This is a genomic window from Rhizobium sp. 05N49 (assembly GCF_056396805.1).
The window spans coordinates 45257-63162 of record NZ_JBFTME010000030.1; the positions used below are offsets into that span (position 1 = coordinate 45257).

Below are 17906 nucleotides of genomic sequence, written 5' to 3' on the forward strand. Positions count from 1 at the left end.
TCAAAATCACTGGTGCAAGCCAATTAGGGGTCTATCCGGGTCGTGCCCGCCTCGTTAAGAAGCGTTGTCAGCGCTGTAATGAGCTGCGCGTGAACAAAAGGCTTCTGAAGCAACACGCTGTTTGGAACGCCTTGAGCTGCCCAGTCCTTAGCGCTGTCCCCAGTGATATAAATCACTGGCATGTGCGGCTGCAGTTCCCGAACGCGGCGAGCCAAATCCCAACCGTCCGTTTTTCCCGGCATCCGTATGTCGGTTATGACGGCGCAAAAGCGCGCCGAGTCTTTCTCCAAGGCACGTATAGCTTCATCGGCATTCGAGAATCCGAGGTTTTCAAAGCCGGCTTCCGTCACGACCTCTTCGAGATTGATTTTTATGAGGGCCTCGTCTTCAGCGATAAGCACGAGCAGGCTATCGCGGCCTGCGCTGATGATCTTCTGAGATTGGGCGGTCGGGTCTTTGGCCATGAGGCCCCCCTGCATTGGCAGGCGGGAGCTCTTAGCCCTCAGCCGCCAGCGCCTACGAGCTCGTTTGCTAGCGATGAAAAGAACATAGCGCCTCGCTTTGATCTGTCTATCCCCACTCCCTCGCAGAGTGTGGTTGGCAATGACCTTGATCAAGTAGGCCGCGATACCCGCATCCTGCTCACCCAGATCAATTGGCTCGAAGAGGTAACGGCGTGAAGCTCGAGGACGAGGATGCGGCGCTCGTCACGCAGATACGTCAGTCGTGGGCCATCGCGACGGATGCACCGCAACTGCAGCATGTTCTTTCAATAACGCAGCATCCTAATGTTGAAGGCCCAAACAGGGAACAATCAGGCATTGAGGGAGACATTCAACAGTTGATGGGTATGCCGCAAGTAGCAAAGGCCCATCGCGGGGCGGCGATGAGCCTCTAGACCCCAACAGGAACAAAGGGTCCGCTCTACAACACGTTGACGCGGGGAATGTTCCACCCGACCATCATGTGGTTCGCAGCGAAGTCCTAACGACTATCAAAGAATTTGCCCACTGGCATCACCTGAACGAGACGACGATCGCCGGAGGCAAGACGCCAAGTGACAGCGAGATTGATTTCGAAGCGACGGTTTGGAACAGGATCTTGCGCGCCTTCGCCCCTACAACGGAGGACCGCGGCGAATGAACAGGCTCTTCCCGAATCACACCAGCGCGTTGCTACGGCGTAAGGGAGGAACCAACGACAACCTCGACGTAAGCTGTAACGCCAACGATCATTACTGTTTTCCCGGTGCTATCTACAATGTTCACGGTCATAGACCCGTTTTCGCCGTGGAAGAGATGTCCCGAGTTGAAAACATCCTGCGCGGTCCCAACGGCTTCAGCGCGAACCGCTGCGGTGTCCTTGCACTCAGTGCCGTGCTCGTCACGAGACTGAGCGCCGTTATATATGTTGAAAAAGTAGCGGGACACACGTCACCTGCCTTAAGCGAGATCTGGAAGGTCGATGCGACCAAACCTGCTCTCACCATCGGAGGCACGGACGCAATACGGAGTGCTGACGGCGCTCCGAACAAAACACTCAACGAGCGCACCGCTGGAAAGTTCCCCACGCCCTCACCGGAGGAGGCGATGCCCTTTGACCTCATATCGCGTTCGCAAAACGTTCAAGTTGCGCTGCAATCCCGCGGAATATGTGTTGGCGGCCTCCGGAAAGACCGGATCGTGATGCCGATGTGGCTAGATCTAAAACGCTGCCAAAACAGCAGGAGCCGGAGAGTGGATCACTTTCCGGCTCCATGGTGCGAAATCGGGTTCAGTTAGCGGCAGACATTGGTCGTCCGCGTAACGCGCTCACCATACCGATACGTCGTTACCCTTTTGGTGAAGCAAGACGGGTGGCGCCGGTAATCTTCATGGACCATTCGTGCTCTCCACCCACGGTGACCGTTATACCAGCCACGATGCTCGCCACGTTCCCAGCCGCGATGCGGCCCCGGACCGTCATCAGTACGAATGATGACGCTGTCCGCATAGGAAGCGGCCGGGACGGCRATGACGGACGAAAAAGYCAGAGYTACAGCAAGGATGATTTTTTTCATGGGGCTTTACCTGAATTTATTGGACCGCGGTTAAATGATTGCCCGGTCTTTGCGTTCCACCAAAAAACTCACTTCGGACTTCAGTCTGAGGTGACGTCAGACCATTGGCGCACCAGTGGAAGCCCCCTGTGGGAACCGGGGAGAGAATGACTAAGCACGCTGAAATACCCATTGATTGCTGGCCTGCTGTCCTCAGGGACGAGCATGCTGCCGCCTATGCCGGCGAGATGACGAGATCGATCTGGACAGGGCAATCGACCCAGGAAGCGTAAGCGGCGTGCCGGAGGCATACTGATGGTGCCCGTGGAAATGCCGCGGTACACGTCCTTCAACCGAAAAGCCGGCTGCCGCTATCTGAGCGCCGCGCTCGGCGAGAATCTTCCGCAAGACGAGCTAATCGCGGCCGCGAAAGTTTGGAATGACCGCCTCGACGCTTGGAAAGCCGAGCGACCCCGCCATGCAGCCGGTCGAGACGCTATCAAAATACGGCACTGTCGAATGGCTTTAGAACGCCTACCTGAAGCACGATCGAGGCCCCCAGACTTGGGATCGAGGACGTCTGGCTCCTGGAGGAAGGACTTCATTGGGGCCGACCAGTATAAGATAGAGGTCGGAATGGTGGGCAACGAAGGATTCGTCGGCACCTCAATGCTGAACGGCGTCGGACATTCTCTTACGAAGACCATTGTCCAGATTCCCGGAAGTCTTGGCGGATCAACGCGGACGATTTCCTTTCGATGTTGCGTTCGTTTCCTGAACTGGAGAATTCGTGCCGACGCTTCCACCAAGCTCTTGTCTAGCAGATGGCTGGCACGGTTCCATCGAATGCGCGTGGCCATATCGAGCAGCGGCTCGCCCGCTGGCTGCTGATGTGCCAGGATCGGGTTGGCGACGTGCACACTCGGATCACGCACGACGATCTCGCAGCAATGCTCGGAGTTCGCCGACCGGGAGTGACAAACGCAATTCACGTCCTTGAGGGCGAAGGCCTCATCCGTTCCACGCGGATCCACATGCAGATCGTCGACCGACAACAGCTTGAAAAGTTCGCCGGCGGCTTTTATGGCGAAGCCGAACGGAGTGAGCCAGCTCGCACCGATGACAAAGGATCAGGGCAAAATCCAGCCCCAGCGGTTGCACGGCTTAGCGCCGCTGGAAGGGTGCCGCGCGCTTAGGCTGCCATCTCGATTAGCGTATGCGCCATCTTCCCGATGTCGTACGGCTTCGCGAAGAACAGGCTGTGTTCTGGCATGTCCGACGCAAGTGGCCGCTGCTTCCCTGACACCACCACGATCTTGATCGGCGGCCATCTGTCCCGGACAGCGGCGGCGAGCTTCAGGCCATCCATGCTCCCGGGCATGTCAATGTCGGTCATTAGAATTCGGATGTCGGGAATATTCTCGAGAGCGACAATGGCCTCGTCCGCGTCCGAGGCCTCTATGGCCTCGAATCCAGCCTCTTCTACGAGATCGACAGCAAGCATGCGGACCAGCGGCTCATCTTCCACGATAAGGATCTTCACTCTGGTCATCACGCTTCCTCACGATCAATAGAAACTTCGTTCGCCGCCGTAGGTTCCACCGAGAACGAAATTTCGAAGACGAGACCATCGGGCCTGTACTCCGTGTGGCTGTCCGCCTTGGCCTTCGCTGGGAAGGCGCGTCCGATCAGCACGGTACCGAAACCGGTTCTCTCCGGAGCCTTGACCGGTGGACCGTCGACCTCCCTCCACACCAGGCGAAGCCGGCCTTCTGATAAGTTCCAGTCAACGAGTACCCGTCCGTCCTCGGCACCGAGGCTCCCGTACTTTATAGCGTTGGTTGCAAGTTCGTGGATCACGAGAGAAAGCGGGAGAGCCAGGTCCGAAGGGAGAGGAACCTCCGTTCCATTGACGACGATCCTGTTCGGCGACGACAGGTGCGACCGAAGGGCAGCGGACACGACTTCGTGCATCGACGACCCCGCCCCTTCCTTGGACAGTATTAGGTCATATGTGCTCGCCAGCGCCGCCAGCCTGTCCGAGAAGCTATGATAGCGTTCCGGCTCCGCTTTCGCGAAGGTCTGCCGAGCTATCGCCTGCACCAAGGCGAAGCCGTTCTTCACCCGATGAGCAAGTTCCCGTACCAGCAGCTCCCGGGCTTCTTCGGCCTTCTCGTTCTGGTCCCGGCGGGCACCGAGTTCATCGAGCAGATCGTCCAGTGTCGCCCCGACCGCGTGCAACTCGTCGCTCGGACTCATCTGGGTTCTGGCATTTGTCTTGCCGTCCCTCCAATTCCGCATGACCTCCGAGATCCTGGAGATCGGGGCCAGAAGGAAACGCTCGCCGATGAACATGGCGAGCAGGAGAGACACGAGTGCCCCTACGGCGATGCCAATCGAGTTCGTCATCGTGGCCCTGTTTATGGGCGCGAAGGCCTCGCCGGTGGAGAGTCCTGCGCTGACGTAGAGAGGGCTTCCGGGCAGCGAAATCGGCCTGTAGCCGAGTACCCGTTCCGTGCCGTCCTGGCTCATCACCTGCACGATTCCTGGCTCCTCGGCATGCACGAGCTTCAAGTACTCGTCGGGTATGACGGTGCCGACGAACTTCTCCGGTAGCGGCACGCGGGCGACGATCCTGCCATCGCTGTCAGCGAGAGTGACCGCGTTTCCCGGCGTCACACCTCTTTCCGTGATGCGATTCTGGAGCCAGTCGAGGAGCATGCCGCTGACGACCACCGCAGTAACCTTGTCGTTCTCCACCACTGGCATCGCCAGCGGCAGTACCGGGCGACCCGTGATCCGACTTTCGGTGTACGTGCCGACAACGAAAGCGCGTGTTTCGACAGCCTGCTTGAAATAATCCCGGTCTCCAAACGTCGCACCCTCGGGGATCGCGATGCTGCCGCATGCCGGGGTGCCGTCTGGCCGCACAACAAAAATCGTCTGAATGTTTGGGACCTTGCCTGCGAGCGAGCGCAAGGCATCGTTGCAGTTCGCCACGTCGAGGTGCCTGACAGACGGCATCGACGTCACGGCTATGAGCAGCGAGTGAAGCCCTTCAACGATGCGCTCGACCTCAGAGGAAGCCTGACGGGCGGACTGCGCAGCTTGAACTCTCACTTCCTCCCCACGCTGCTGCCGCATGGCGTACTCGTTATAACCCAGCATCGCAACGACGGGCGCAAGGGCCGCGAGTGCGACCGCCACCAGCTTCATTCTCATCATGAGTCCCTCAACCTTTGCCATCGCTACCACGCCAGGTTCGGTCTGGCTATCGAAGAGGACTGAACAGCAATTGCTGCAGTGCGGAACATCCTCGGTCTACAGATGTTTTGGAAAGCATCGCAACAAGAGGATCACAGTCATGTCAGACAAGCCCATCGGAATGCCGATACCACTCGGTCAGATCGAAACTGGCCCCGAGGCCGCGCTGGCGCATTCACGTTTGGATTTACGATTATGTACTTCCTTTAAGGTGTGCGCCATCAGTCAATCCTCCCGGGAGTTGCCGAGGAGGATGAACATGATTCGTCTGTCGCGTATCGCATCGATGTCGGGGATGTTGCTTTTCGCATGTCGTCCCGGAGCAAGCGAGGTCGCGTTCGCGCGGTCGTGCTCACGAGGATATGTCTCGGTGAATGGCACCTCGTGCACGGTCACACCCGGCACGGCGATAACGGTCAGCGCTGCCGCTTCGCCTGGTCTTGACGCTCAGAACAGCGGAGGCAAGATCGTCGCCAACGGCATCACGGTCAACCTTGGCCCTGGGGCCTTGACGCGCACGTTCATCGGCGCGCGGACTCTGACGTGAGTTTAATGCAAATGCGTCAATTCGGATTTAGTCTTTGTTTCGCATTCTGAATGGCTAGATCGAAATCCCCAGTGGTCCTTAGTTCGTGGAGCAGAATCTGTCTCGCGTCATCTGAGTTCCCCGCTTCGGCTAGGTATTCCCTCAATTTCATGGCCTGCTCTGCCGCCTGCTCCCAATTAAACACTGCGTCGATTTTCACGGCACCTTCGCTCTATTCATGTGTTCCCTCAACGCCTCGGGATAACTTAGGCGCTGGATCATCGCCCACTCTACATGTAGCTGATGCAGACGAGTGTATTGATGAATACATTAACATGCATCACGGTGCTATAGCGTTAACGTGCGTGAAACATTGACATATTAACATTCTTTAATCGCATGCGACCCATCGCGCTTAGTCTCCCGCAGCTTGTGTGAGACGACGAACACAACTAACCATACATGGCTAAAGTCTCCGGGCCCCTCACCTGCCCGGCCGCGCGAGCGATCGTGCGATATCGATGATGTCGTCACGTGCCGCCGTCGGATCCTCCCTGTTCCAGGCAACCCCGAGGCCGATCTTGAAATCGACGCCCCTCACCTTCTTCAGCTCGAACCCGCGGTTCGGCAGATCCTGCGTCCATTCCGGCACGAAGCCGATGCCAAGACCGGCCGAGACCAGCGACACCAGCGAGAAGGTGTCGTCGCAGGTGTAGGCGACATTGTCGGTCAGATCGTGTTCCTCGAACTTCTCGGCAAAATAGCGCTCGCTGTAGGAACGGTTCTGACGGGAAAAGGAGATGATCTTTTCAGAGCGCAGATCCTCAAGATCAATCTCGCTCTTTAAGGACAGCGGGCTCTGCTTGGCCACTGCCAGCAGATAGCGCTCATGGGCAATCGAGAAGAAGCGAAGCGAGCCGATATTCTCCACCGGCCGGATGAAGCCGAGATTGATGCGACCTGCCTCGATATGGCGGATGATGTCATCGGTGGTGCCGCTTTCGATATGCATGCGGATATCGGGATACTTCCTGCCGATGCGCGCCAGGAAGGAGGGCAGCACCCCGATCGTGGCCGGATAGACCGTGCCGATCGCAATCTTGCGGGTCGTCTTGCCCGCAATCGAGCGGACGATCTCCTTCGACAGTTCCAGCTCGCTGATCATCCTGACCGAGCGCTCGTAGAAGGAGGCCCCTGCCCGCGTCAGTTCCACCCGCCGCGTCGTTCGCAGCAACAGCTGCACGCCGAGTTCCTTCTCGAGCGCCAGGATCGCATCCGACAGGCCGGACTGGGTGATGTTCACCTTGGCTGCCGCACGACCGAAATGCAGCTCCTCGGCCACCGCGACGAAGTAGGATAGCTGGCGTAGTTCCATCATCTGTCTTTCATAAAGGACAAAAGGATTTGCCTCCCGCCACGGACGAGAGCTAGCTATCCTAGTTTTGAGAATCACGCAGGACGTGAAGGATTGTCCAAGACCATGATACGTAGAAAAAATCGCCACGTCAAGGCGATTTCGATAGGAGATGGCGAATTTGTTGCCCGTTCAATGCAAGATGGCTAGGACCGCGCTCGACATGAGTGTAAAGGATCTTGCTATCGCTGCGAGCGTATCGACGAACACACTTGTCCGCTTCGAGCGTGGCGAAGAGCTCAAGCCAAGAACGATCGCTGCGATCCGTTCGGCGCTAGAAAGTGCCGGTATCGTCTTCCTCGACGGTGACTACCAAGGGGCTGGAGGACCAGGAATTCGTTTCAAAGATCCGACTTCACAACACTGATTGTCGCGATCCGGACGAATGTCGATCGCCTTGATGAGGATCGAACTGCCGTAGGTCATTTTGCGGTCGCAGACTTCTGGAGTTCAATGGCATCCCTAAGCCGTTTTCAGCCGTAGCCGATGATGCTTGGCTTAATTCCGCGGGCAATCTCGACCACTCTTACCAATTCACCCGAAGCCCAACCTTGCCCTCAACCGAGTAGTTGTCGCCGTCAAAAGAAGTCGCCCCTGCATCTGGAGGAGCAACCGGTCCGATCAGTCCACTCGCTTGACCCCAGGCAGTCGATATGAGCCATTGAGGATCGCGGTCTGTGATCCATAGAGCCGCATAGTAAGATTGAACGGCCCCTTTGGCGCAGGCAGCCAATTCGACGTGTCGGCCGGGCGCTCGTTTTGGATCAGAATTGTCACGGAACCATCCGGATCGGTCTTGAGGCCCTCGGTCGTGCTGCCAATGCTATAGCGCTTTAAGTCGTTCTCGATGAAGAACTCCTTTTCGTCGTACATGCTCATGTTCCAGAACACTGAGACTGGCGGAAATTTGTCCTTATCGAAGCGAAGAACGTACTTGTGCTCATCCGTGAGCGGAGCGCCCGCCTCATCGATGCGGTTGTTCGGATAGAGGATTTCTTCCGGCACGTTCGCTCCGGTGAGATTGGCGGAGAATGCGGCCCTTACTGCGTAGTTGAAGCCCGCTCTGCCGCCGCCCATCGTGTACCGCCAGCCATTCTCCGTTTTGGCAACATTCGCATAGGTGTTGGCGATGATGGCGTCCGCGGCGACGGCCGCCCTGGCCAGGCCGCGTTTGGTCGCCTCGTCGAGGCCCTGCCACTCGAACCCTTTGGCGACACTCAGGCCGATTTGCTGCGCCGCTCCGACATCCGGATCGGAGAAGTCGTCACTCGCCGAGAGAAACATGCGCATGCCAAAGCCGATCTGCTCGTAAAGTCGCAACGCCTCGGGAGCCGTCGGTGTGAACACGAAACGCTCGTAGTCGACCTTCTCGGGAAGCTTGAAGTTCAGGCCGTTCTTCTGGGATACCGACAGCGGGAGCAGGTTGATCCCTTCTTGTGCGGCGCGGGCGTTGGGCAGATCGGCGTTTCCGTTGACGAACACACGGTTGGCGACCACCGCGAGTTTCGTTCTGACCTTGATCTGCTTCATGCCTGCCGGGACCATGCCATGGTAGTCCGGCCCGGTGATGAGAAACAGACCGGGCTCCGGCCCTTTGCTTCCGCCGACGTTGTAGGTCACCTGATCGAAGTAGTCGCCGATCTGGACGATGTACCAGCGGGTTTCGTCAAGCACGGGTACGGACAACACCACCGGTTCGCTGGTCACATCCGCCGCCGCGTAGGCGTCTATCGAGACGTTGTTCGGGGTATTCACGAACTTGTCGGCGGCCGTCTTGAGATCGGAGAACTTCCTGAAGTAGTTCAGACCAACGGCATTGGCTTTCAAGCCGGCTGCCAGCGTATGGACGTTGTCGACGAACGGACGGCCCCAGAGCGCCACCTGGATTCCGGCGGCATAGGCCTTCTCCTCCTCGATCTGCTCGACGGACATTTTTGCGGGAATATTCTGCGCCGACGCCACCGGAGCGAATGCCATGAGAGCGGCTACCATCATATGTAGATACTTCATTAGACGGGGTCTCCCGTATGGGCTCAGCGACCCGGCGCCAAGATCTCTCGCTTGGCGGCCGCTAAAATTGCGTTTTACTTTGTCCACCGTTGGGTAAATTGAGAAGTACGTGACAGTAAATGGGCGCGTTTACGCTGACGCGGTCCCGTCTTTGCCAACCGAGAAAATCCGCTGCTGAACACCGCTGACAATTTCGGGGCTCATGTAGTGGTTTGGACGACGAAAGAGGGGGCGAGGTCGTTGCCGAATGCATGAACCGCTGTCGGTGTGGGGCCAGCAGCTAAAAAGCTTATTTCCTTGAACGGAGTCGAACCGCCGTTCAGCGGGCAAGATTCTACTTCACATCAATGACATCGGATAGGTAAGAACGGAGGGCGTTTGAGACCGAGGCTTCTGCATTCGATGACTTTAGTGTCGACCGCCGGCGGCAATTGGCAACTGGCTCATTCCATCCAGCAGCAGAGATCAGCAACGCAATGAGCCCCATAATGGGCTCAGCACCCGACCCCATTAGAGTTCGCGAATGAAATCGTGCGAAATCGCGATATGGGTGCTATGGCAAGCGATACGATCCTGGCAAAGGAGATGGACCGTATATCGAAACTCTGATTTATGATTTGCGGTAATGATTATACCGAGACCCTCCATTGAGACTGGTATTGAACGGGCCTTGGCGCGAGCACCCGTGGTCGCGCGGATGGTGACAGGACCGACGACAATCTCGGCACGGGAAATCTGCCTGGCGGCTCCGGTGCGGGCATCTCGACAACCATGGCCGCGAATTCGAATGGGTCTTCCGGTTCGAGTAAAATCAGCTTGCCCTGCCGCGCCAGTGTTCGCCAGGATGACAGGTGGTTGGCCTTCAGCCCATGACGCTCGGCTACCTCGTTCACCGTCACGCCCGGACGCAAGCTCTCCGACACGATCCGCGCCTTAACCTCATCCGGCCATTGGCGATGAGCCTCTCGTCGGCCCTGCCGCGTCGTGAGAACCTCCAATGTAGTCTCCATGGAGAAACTCCTTCTCGCTCGTCCATGGGAACTCGATCACAGATCAGGAGACGGAGGGCAACGTGGGGCCAGAACATCGGTTACAGCAAGCCGGCAGATGCCGATGAGATTTTGAGATACTCGGAATAGCGCAGCAAAACGGGCAATCCGGTGCGCCTTGTCTGAAGTCGGCCGAGGAGGTGCGCTGGGAGCATATTAACAGGGTGTTCGCTGAAACCGGGAACAACATTTCGATGACAGCACGGCTCCTGAGATTGCACCGGCGGACTTTGCAGCGACTTTTGGCCCGTGGTCAGCAGCGTAATGACTGCGACCCACAAAAATCCTTTCTATTTTGATCCGGGCTTCGAGCACTCCGTAACAAGTTTGCTCCATGCAGAGCACTACAGCAGTGGAGCCGGCTCCACGCCCCAGGAGCTGACGCGGATCTGCATAGGATCCGATCGGGTCGGCGGCCACTCCGCCGGCCCTTTATTGGAGGAAGTCATAAATGGACTACGAAGACGGTATGACCGTGTTTTACGATCCGTTATCAAAGACAGTAATCGTTGTTTTCCGCGGGGAAACCACGATGCTGAAAGGGCCTTTCGAAAATGCCCGTAGTGGTGTTGCTGCCGGTGAAGATCTGTGCGTGAAACTCGGCTGGCGTTCGAACGCACCCAATACCGAACCAAGCAAAGACCGGATGTAGATTGAGACAATGCCGGGCCGATAAATCGGCCCGGCACTTGCAGCTACATCTTGGGAAGGAGTACCTTATCGATCACGTGGATCACACCGTTCGACTGCTTCACATCCGCGATCGTCACCGTCGCCGTTCCTCCCGCCTCGTCGGTTAGCGTGATGTTGCCCATGTTTTCCTTGGCCTTCAAAACGCAGCCACCGACTGTCTTAATGTCATGTTCGCCGCCATCATCCTTGATCATTTTGGCAACGGTGCTGGCCATCGCATCAGCGGCGACCACATGGCAAGTCAGAATTTTTGCGAGCTTATCCTTGTTCTCAGGCTTGAGTAGAGTCTCTACGGTTCCTTTCGGAAGCGCCTTGAAGGCTTCGTTGGTCGGAGCGAACACGGTGAATGGCCCCTTCCCTTCGAGTGTGGAAACGAGGCCCGCTGCCTTGACGGCAGCGACAAGCGTCGTGTGATCCTTCGAATTTGCAGCGTTTTCGACGATATTCTTATCCTCAAACATCGAGGCCCCGCCGACTTTCGGGTTAGCGGCATAAGCAGCCATGCTACCCGTCATGATGCTGGCCAACGCGACGGCCGAAACTACCAGAAATTTCTTCATGATCATCTCCTCTCAATGCCGGCCTCTTGGCTCGGTGAACGTTCTACGGATGACCACCGCTCCGGTTCAAAAATCTGAGAAAGATCGTGCAAAATGATCTGCAGAAGAGGTTGTGAGCAGGTCCGCGACTGTTGGATCGATGATACTCACCATTAAATCCCAAGGATTGGCTGTAGCAACCGCAAAAACCTGCTCTTGAAACGAAGCGGCGCCTCGGTCACGGCAAGACATATGCAGTCTTTGCCAGCATTAGCCTTCGGCTGATGCATCAAGCTGTCGTCGGCCATCTCGACATCGCCTCGCGCAAATGTCGAAGCCTCATCGCTAAAGCTCCCATCAAGTACCAGTGTGAGCTCCACGCCGCGATGGGAGTGCTCCGGAACCGGTTGACCGGCGGGAATTTTTAGCAATCGCACTGTCGTCGTTGCATCGCCGGTTGGGATCACCATTTGGGCGGCACCGCGCCCGAGCTTGCGCCATTTCAGGCCTCCGGCCGCGTCGATATAGGTCCTCAGCGGCTCCGGGTATGTGTGATCAGACGACGAGCCTTTTTTGATATGCACAACCTTGTCGATCTGGCCCGCATCGATCTTGGCTTTGACACTCTCCCAGCTTTGTGACACCTCGGCTTCATCCGCAGGTTCACTGTCGATAAAATAACCGCCAACGCTTTCCAGCACTGAAAGCTTCGAGCGGCAGGCGGGGCAAAGAGCAAGATGGGTCGCCACAGCAACACTCCAACCCTCGGCCAGTGTCCCGGCAGCATATTGCTGGAGCATGTCGTCATCCAGATGATGTTCGATCATTTGGCTTCGTCCTGAAGCGCTGCGCGCAGTTTCTCGCATGCAAGCCGTATCCTTGATTTCACCGTTCCAATTGGGAGGTTTAGTTTTTCTGCGATTGTCGAATGAGTAAGACCCTCGAAGAACGACATTCGAAGCACTTCCGCATATCTTCCCTTCAAGGTCGTCATTGCCCGGCCCAGCGCCGCCGCACTCTGATGCCGCTCGATTACCAGGTCGGCGGCCTCGAATTCGTCTGGCACGAACGCCGGATCGTTGGGATCAAAGTCAGGCCTCAAACCTCTGCGAACCGAGTCGATCATCTGATTTCTGGCTATCGTAAATATCCAGGTTGACGCCTGCGCCTTGGAGGGATCAAAAAGCGACGCCTTGTGCCAAACCCGCATCATCGTCTCCTGCGCCAGCTCCTCTGCCAGGATTCGGTTTCCTCTCGTCATCTTCACCATGTAAGAGCGCACACGGGGATAAAAATGCCTATAAAGGGTCTCGAACGCGCCAACATCGCGCGAGCCTGCGACCGCGGACATCAACATTTTGATCCGTTCGGCGTCTAACCTAACGCTTTCTTCCTCCAATTTACCGACCTTTCGAGCCCCGCCCGGCGTCGGCCACCCTGTTGCCTCAGCACAGGCGGCTCGACGTAATGCGGTTCGGCGCGGCAGTTGCATGTTCATGAGGTAATCTACGCATCAGAATTCCGCTGGATCAAAAATCGATCCCAAAATGCTCGCAGGCCTTAATGGCAGCTCTCACCGACGCCGGCGGCGACGTCATAGGCGCGAGACAGCGCCAAAGATGCGCTGCGTGACCCAAAAGCCGGCGCCCGATGCGACCGCCGACAAGAAGGTTCCCCAGATGAGGTCAGCAATCGTCAAGCCGGTCGACCAGTTTTTCAGCGTGGACTGGTTGGTCAGGTCATAGGTGGCATAAGCCATGAAGCCGACGGCAGCGCCGTAGAGCGCCGCGGTTGCCATAGACCCTGACATTAAACCTGCGCTGACACCTAAGAACGTCAACCCGGCGGCATAGATCAGATAAAATGCCACTGCCGGCGCCAGTCGGAACTGCGGAGCTAGCATATCGCCTAAGGTTGGCCGGTAGAGGCGATCGGCCATAATGCTCAGCCATATAAAATCGATTGCCACGAAGGCGATCAGCGTTGCGCAGTAGGCGGTCAGGTAGGTTTTCATGCGGGCCTTCCCAGTTCTATTTTCAAGCTCAGTTTATGCGCGTCCAGTCCACGCCCTTGCAGATCAGACCGGCGATGACACAGCCTTTCGTGGTCATCCTGGCGCCGTCGACCCTGACGGTCAGCTTGTAGCTCAGGTCGCGTTGCGGATCGAAAGCGGTGCCAGAGTAGCTGCCCTCGCTGTCCTCCTTGATCGACATAACCAGTTTGTCACCTTCCTTTTCCTTTGGCGTGCCGGGCTTTATCCATGTGTTGACCGCGCAGATATCGGCGCCGCAAGGTGCAATACGCACACGCGCATTCCCGTCTCCGCGGGCCCAGCTGCCGTTTATATCGGCGGCTTCAGCAGGGAATGCCGCTCCAACAAGAATAACGGGAATTGCCCAGGCAAACGATTTCGTTCTGTTCCTGTGAAAGAGCGCCTTCTTAGGCATGCTCGATCGTATAAAGTCCGACATTGATGCTTTCCTCCTCAAACCCTGCCTCGCAGTAACAAAGATAGTAGTGCCACATCCGTTTGAACCTTTCGTCGAAGCCGAGAGCGGCGATAGCCAGCCAATTCGCGTCGAAACGTGTGCGCCATTCCCGTAGGGTGCGGGCGTAGGATTTGCCGAAGTGCTCCACTTCGGTCAGTTTAAGCCCGGCGCGTTCGACCGCGCTTCGCAGCGCCTCGTCGGAAGGCAGAAATCCACCTGGAAATATGTACCTCTGGATGAAATCGGTGCTGCCGCGATAAGCATCGAACCGGCTCTTTTCGATCGAGATGACCTGCAGCAAGGTTCGCCCGCCTGATGTCATACACCGTTTGACGATCGCGAAGTAATCCGGCCAATAGGCTTCCCCGACCGCTTCGAACATTTCGATGGAAACAATATGACCTGAGACCCATCGTCCCTCCAGTTTTCAGGAGAGTCTTGGGTTTTCAATTGGCCTTATGCGGCCTGTTTTTCCATAGCCATTTTCGTTGCGAATTCACTGGGTGTGATGTTGCCCAGTGAAGAGTGTGGTCTGTTTCGGTTGTAGATATAATGCCATTCAACGTGAGTGTTTTGGCACCATTCCAGAACGGCCATGCTGGTCATCTCCGTGCCATTGTCGGAGACAATCGTTCGTGGCCTCCCTCGTTCGGCGATGACGGCATCGAGTTCCCGCGCAAGCCGCCGGCCTGAGAGCGACGTGTCGGCGACCAGCGCCAGGCATTCGCGGGTGAAGTCGTCGACGACGGCCAGGACCCGAAAGCGGCGACCATCTGTGAACGCGTCGCTGACGAAGTCCAGGCTCCAGCGCTCGTTGGGTCCTGACGGTAGTGCCAAAGGTCGCCGCGTTCCCAGAGCCCGCTTGCGCCCGCCGCGTTTACGCACGGTCAGCTTCTCCTCGCGATAAAGACGCCGAAGCTTCTTCAGGTTCATGACAATCCCCTGTCGATGCAGCATGACGTGAATGCGGCGATAGCCGAAACGACGGCGCTCGGACGCCACCAGCTTCATTGCCTCACGGATATCAGCGTCATCCGGTCGAATGCTACGATACCGCACACTCGACCGATCAACGGACAAAACCTCACACGCCCGACGCTGGCTCACCCCATGTTGTTTGCAGACATGAGCCACAGCGTCCCGCTTTACATCGGGCGTCACCACTTTTTTAAAGCGACATCTTTCAGAATGGCATTGTCCAGCATGGTCTCGGCCAGCAGCTTCTTCAGCTTCGCGTTCTCGTCTTCCAAAGCCTTCAGCTTGCGGGCATCGGACACCTCCATGCCGCCGAACTTCGCCTTATATTTGTAGAAGGTCGCCTCGGATATCCCGTGCTTGCGGCAAACATCGGCTGTCCGCATGCCGGTCTCCTGCTCTTTCAATATGCCGATGATCTGCTCGTCTGTGAACCGTGAATGCTTCATTCCGTCCGTCTCCTTGATACGACGGACTCTACCAAAATCTGGAGGAAGTTCAGGGTCTCAGGTCAAAACGGTGACCATCCACAACGTCCAGCTTTTCGCGGATGCGCCTGAGCCGATTTTGCTGCGCCGCTTCAAGTGTCTACGTGACATCCTCGAAAAGGGCTGAGGAATAAAGCATCGAGCCATCAAGCCATTGCTGGTAGAACTCGTTGCCCAGATCGTAATGGGCCTCAATATTGCGGCGGCTGCCGCGCCTGGTGTTAGCATTGAAGATATGACGCAGGCGGCCAACCAGTCTCATTATCGGGGTCCCGGACAGAGCTGGCGCCAACAAGCTGGCATTTACGGCGGCCAAGCGTATGAGCGCCGTCAGATCCGGCGTGGTCCAATCTCCATGAATATATCCTTCTGCTGCTCCGAGATCGCCCGACACCACGAGCCTGCGAAACGCACCCCATCGGCGGATGACGATCGTCGCGTCGGGTCCGCTCTCAGTTCCTCGCTTTACGAAGGCTTCCGCGTTCGGCAGGACGACCGTCAACTGACCGTGCTGAAGGCTCTTGATCAGCCGTCCGAACGTAAGACCACCGATGCCACCCCTCGGCCGCTCAGCCGGACCTGCAACCGGTGAGTTGGTAGCTTCGTCAAACTGCGCCATTGGATCCTGCCTCGCGAACTTCGGAGTTTGAACGGCAAGAAACAGACCAGCCTGGATGACGGGGCCACAACGCCCTGCTTGTGATCGTCATGCAAGCACCTCCCGGTGAGCAGCCATCATGTCAAAAGATCGCGCCGATGGGGCGCGGACGATGCGCCCACTTTCCTGGCTGACTTCCCACGGGCGTCGCACGCCGCCGAGATCTTCGGCGACCGCGAGCCCCGCCTGCATGCCGTCCTCATGGAAACCCGAGCCGAAGTACGCGCCGCAAAACCATGTCTTGCGTGAGCCCTGAAGTGACCAGATTTCGCGCTGGGCTCTGTCTGTCGGGAGATCGAAAACCGGATGCTCGTAATTCTCTGTTGCGATGATCGACTCGGCGCGCGGTGGACGGCTCGGATTGAGCGTGACGAAGGTGGGAGGCGCGGCACCGAGAGGCTGCAGCTTGTTCATCCAGTAGGTTATCGATGGCTTCGCCTGATCCTGCCGGTCCGAAACTCTTCTGTCGGCGACGTAGTTCCAGCTTGACCAGGCTGCACGGCGCCTTGGCATGAAGCCGGTATCGCCATGCAGAACCGCCTCGTTCCGAGAATAGCGAAAGCTTCCAAGGATCCTGCGCTCCTCTTCGGTGGGATCGGCTAACATCCGGAGCGCCTGGTCCGCATGCGTCGCAACGACAACGTCATCAAACATATAGATTTTTCCAGATGCGTCGTGCACTTCGACGTGATCGCTTAGGCGGCGGATATTTCTAACTGGCGTCGAGAGCAGTACACAGTCAGCGAAACCAGCAGTCATCCGCGCCACATACTCCCGACTGCCGCCCCGGACCGTGCGCCACGCTGGTCGATTCCAGAGAGCAAGAAGTCCGTGATTGCAGCAGAATTTGACAAAGCTGGCGGCGGGATAGGCGCCAACCTCCATCGCAGGCGTCGACCAGATCGCCGCCGCCATCGGATAGAGGTGGTCCTCGCGAAATGCGCGTCCGTAACCGCTCCGATGAAGATAGTCTTTTAGAGAAATGCCGCCCATTAATGCGAGATCGCGCGGTGCGTTGCGATAAAAGCGCAGAAGATCGCGCATCATCGACYAGAAGCGGGGATTGGCGACGTTTGACCACTGGGCGAACAGGCCAAGTGCAGTGCCGCCGGAATACTCAAATTCCCCGTCGTTGAGGGATACGGCAAAAGACATATTGGAGGTGACGGTCGGGACATCGAGTTCATCGAACAGCGCCGTGAGATTGGGATAGGTCGCTTCGTTGTAGACGATGAAGCCGGTATCGACCGCGACCTCGCCGCTCTCTGCCTTAAACGTCACTGTATTGCTGTGACCGCCAATGCGATCCGCAGCCTCGAACACGGTCACATCATGATTTTTTGCTAAAAGCCAAGCGGCGGAAAGACCTGAAATGCCGCTGCCGATAATCCCAACCTTGAGGCGGCCCGACCCTGTGCCGCGAGCTCCAAATGCCATAAATGTCCTCTGTCTACAAATTGAAGAATTGACGATCTTTACGGACGGAATTCGCAGCGGTTTTCTCACGCGAAGGTTTTTTTGCATCTTTTTTATTGCGGTCCGCAAACCGAGTTGCCGCAACCGGCGTAGAGGCGCTCGGAGGCAAATCGTTCTCGGGAACATGATGGACATCTACATTTTAGGCCGTAAACCCATAAATTGTCTTGGCGTTTTTCGCGCGGCGTGATTCAAGGCTTCCGAATAGGAGCTACGATGACGCGCCGCCGCTACGAACTCACGGACCATGAGTGGTCAATCATCTCGCCACTGCTGCCGAACAAGCC

The 17906-nt window shown here is 57.2% G+C and carries 20 protein-coding genes and 2 pseudogenes; 7 read left to right on the plus strand and 15 right to left on the minus strand.

Annotation, left to right across the window (positions count from 1 at the left end; genetic code table 11):
* Nucleotides 1-23: 23 nt before the first annotated feature.
* Nucleotides 24-464, minus strand: a complete 441-nt coding sequence (locus tag AC1DF8_RS33455; protein ID WP_478156997.1) for a response regulator — start codon at nucleotides 462-464, stop codon at nucleotides 24-26.
* Between the two features lie 212 nt (nucleotides 465-676).
* On the opposite strand from AC1DF8_RS33455, the gene AC1DF8_RS33460 reads away from it, so the two are divergent.
* From AC1DF8_RS33460 to AC1DF8_RS33470, 3 genes are all read left to right on the plus strand, one after another.
* Entirely contained in the window at nucleotides 677-898 is a 222-nt protein-coding gene (locus AC1DF8_RS33460) for a hypothetical protein (protein ID WP_113207630.1), read from the plus strand.
* A 241-nt stretch (nucleotides 899-1139) separates the two neighbouring features.
* Entirely contained in the window at nucleotides 1140-1781 is a 642-nt protein-coding gene (locus tag AC1DF8_RS33465; protein ID WP_478156998.1) for a hypothetical protein, read from the plus strand.
* A 1081-nt stretch (nucleotides 1782-2862) separates the two neighbouring features.
* Complete coding sequence (locus tag AC1DF8_RS33470) at nucleotides 2863-3234, plus strand: helix-turn-helix domain-containing protein (RefSeq protein WP_113207633.1); 372 nt, start codon at nucleotides 2863-2865, stop codon at nucleotides 3232-3234.
* Here the strand turns inward: AC1DF8_RS33470 and AC1DF8_RS33475 are convergent.
* Both AC1DF8_RS33475 and AC1DF8_RS33480 read right to left on the minus strand, forming a co-directional pair.
* Nucleotides 3231-3590, minus strand: coding sequence for a response regulator (locus AC1DF8_RS33475; protein WP_113207634.1), 360 nt, complete (start codon nucleotides 3588-3590; stop codon nucleotides 3231-3233). The genes AC1DF8_RS33470 and AC1DF8_RS33475 overlap by 4 nt on opposite strands.
* Nucleotides 3590-5260, minus strand: a complete 1671-nt coding sequence (locus AC1DF8_RS33480; RefSeq protein WP_113207909.1) for a cache domain-containing protein — start codon at nucleotides 5258-5260, stop codon at nucleotides 3590-3592. The genes AC1DF8_RS33475 and AC1DF8_RS33480 overlap by 1 nt, the downstream gene beginning before the upstream one ends.
* 412 nt (nucleotides 5261-5672) lie before the next feature.
* On the opposite strand from AC1DF8_RS33480, the gene AC1DF8_RS33485 reads away from it, so the two are divergent.
* Nucleotides 5673-5849, plus strand: coding sequence for a hypothetical protein (locus AC1DF8_RS33485; protein ID WP_162735826.1), 177 nt, complete (start codon nucleotides 5673-5675; stop codon nucleotides 5847-5849).
* A 463-nt stretch (nucleotides 5850-6312) separates the two neighbouring features.
* Here the strand turns inward: AC1DF8_RS33485 and AC1DF8_RS33490 are convergent, their stop codons facing one another.
* Nucleotides 6313-7203 carry a LysR family transcriptional regulator gene (locus AC1DF8_RS33490; protein WP_478157027.1) on the minus strand — a complete coding sequence of 297 codons (891 nt, stop codon included), beginning with the start codon at nucleotides 7201-7203 and terminating at the stop codon, nucleotides 6313-6315.
* 181 nt (nucleotides 7204-7384) lie between these two features.
* Between AC1DF8_RS33490 and AC1DF8_RS33495 the strand changes: the two genes are divergently transcribed.
* On the plus strand, nucleotides 7385-7609 hold the full coding sequence (locus AC1DF8_RS33495) for a helix-turn-helix domain-containing protein (RefSeq protein ID WP_018115956.1): 225 nt from the start codon (nucleotides 7385-7387) through the stop codon (nucleotides 7607-7609).
* Nucleotides 7610-7863: 254 nt separating this feature from the next.
* On the opposite strand, the gene AC1DF8_RS33500 is transcribed toward AC1DF8_RS33495, so the two are convergent.
* A complete protein-coding gene (locus AC1DF8_RS33500; RefSeq protein WP_478157001.1) occupies nucleotides 7864-9219 on the minus strand; it encodes a DUF1254 domain-containing protein in 1356 nt (451 codons plus the stop codon).
* A 662-nt stretch (nucleotides 9220-9881) separates the two neighbouring features.
* Complete coding sequence (locus AC1DF8_RS33505) at nucleotides 9882-10262, minus strand: transposase (RefSeq protein WP_478157003.1); 381 nt, start codon at nucleotides 10260-10262, stop codon at nucleotides 9882-9884.
* A 179-nt stretch (nucleotides 10263-10441) separates the two neighbouring features.
* Between AC1DF8_RS33505 and AC1DF8_RS33510 the strand changes: the two genes are divergently transcribed.
* Complete coding sequence (locus AC1DF8_RS33510; protein WP_348649821.1) at nucleotides 10442-10600, plus strand: helix-turn-helix domain-containing protein; 159 nt, start codon at nucleotides 10442-10444, stop codon at nucleotides 10598-10600.
* A gap of 152 nt (nucleotides 10601-10752) precedes the next feature.
* Entirely contained in the window at nucleotides 10753-10953 is a 201-nt protein-coding gene (locus AC1DF8_RS33515) for a hypothetical protein (RefSeq protein ID WP_478157005.1), read from the plus strand.
* A gap of 43 nt (nucleotides 10954-10996) precedes the next feature.
* Here AC1DF8_RS33515 and AC1DF8_RS33520 read toward each other — a convergent pair whose 3' ends face one another.
* The 9 genes and pseudogenes from AC1DF8_RS33520 to AC1DF8_RS33560 all read right to left on the minus strand — a co-directional run bounded on the left by AC1DF8_RS33520 (nucleotide 10997) and on the right by AC1DF8_RS33560 (nucleotide 17580).
* Nucleotides 10997-11554 (minus strand): fasciclin domain-containing protein, encoded by a 558-nt coding sequence (locus AC1DF8_RS33520; protein ID WP_478157007.1) that lies wholly within the window; start codon nucleotides 11552-11554, stop codon nucleotides 10997-10999.
* 152 nt (nucleotides 11555-11706) lie between these two features.
* Entirely contained in the window at nucleotides 11707-12360 is a 654-nt protein-coding gene (locus AC1DF8_RS33525; protein WP_478157009.1) for a ChrR family anti-sigma-E factor, read from the minus strand.
* Nucleotides 12357-12932, minus strand: coding sequence for a sigma-70 family RNA polymerase sigma factor (locus tag AC1DF8_RS33530; protein ID WP_478157029.1), 576 nt, complete (start codon nucleotides 12930-12932; stop codon nucleotides 12357-12359). The genes AC1DF8_RS33525 and AC1DF8_RS33530 overlap by 4 nt, the downstream gene beginning before the upstream one ends.
* Before the next feature lie 195 nt (nucleotides 12933-13127).
* Entirely contained in the window at nucleotides 13128-13547 is a 420-nt protein-coding gene (locus AC1DF8_RS33535; protein ID WP_478157011.1) for a DUF2177 family protein, read from the minus strand.
* A gap of 28 nt (nucleotides 13548-13575) precedes the next feature.
* Nucleotides 13576-13980 (minus strand): DUF2147 domain-containing protein, encoded by a 405-nt coding sequence (locus AC1DF8_RS33540; RefSeq protein ID WP_478157013.1) that lies wholly within the window; start codon nucleotides 13978-13980, stop codon nucleotides 13576-13578.
* Nucleotides 13973-14419 (minus strand): annotated as a pseudogene (locus AC1DF8_RS33545) (class I SAM-dependent methyltransferase); the annotation flags it as partial. The gene AC1DF8_RS33540 and the pseudogene AC1DF8_RS33545, both read right to left, overlap by 8 nt.
* A gap of 59 nt (nucleotides 14420-14478) precedes the next feature.
* Nucleotides 14479-15446 (minus strand): annotated as a pseudogene (locus AC1DF8_RS33550) (IS3 family transposase).
* Between the two features lie 139 nt (nucleotides 15447-15585).
* Entirely contained in the window at nucleotides 15586-16104 is a 519-nt protein-coding gene (locus AC1DF8_RS33555; RefSeq protein ID WP_478157015.1) for a class I SAM-dependent methyltransferase, read from the minus strand.
* An 87-nt stretch (nucleotides 16105-16191) separates the two neighbouring features.
* A complete protein-coding gene (locus AC1DF8_RS33560) occupies nucleotides 16192-17580 on the minus strand; it encodes an NAD(P)/FAD-dependent oxidoreductase (RefSeq protein ID WP_478157017.1) in 1389 nt (462 codons plus the stop codon).
* Nucleotides 17581-17906 lie beyond the last annotated feature (326 nt).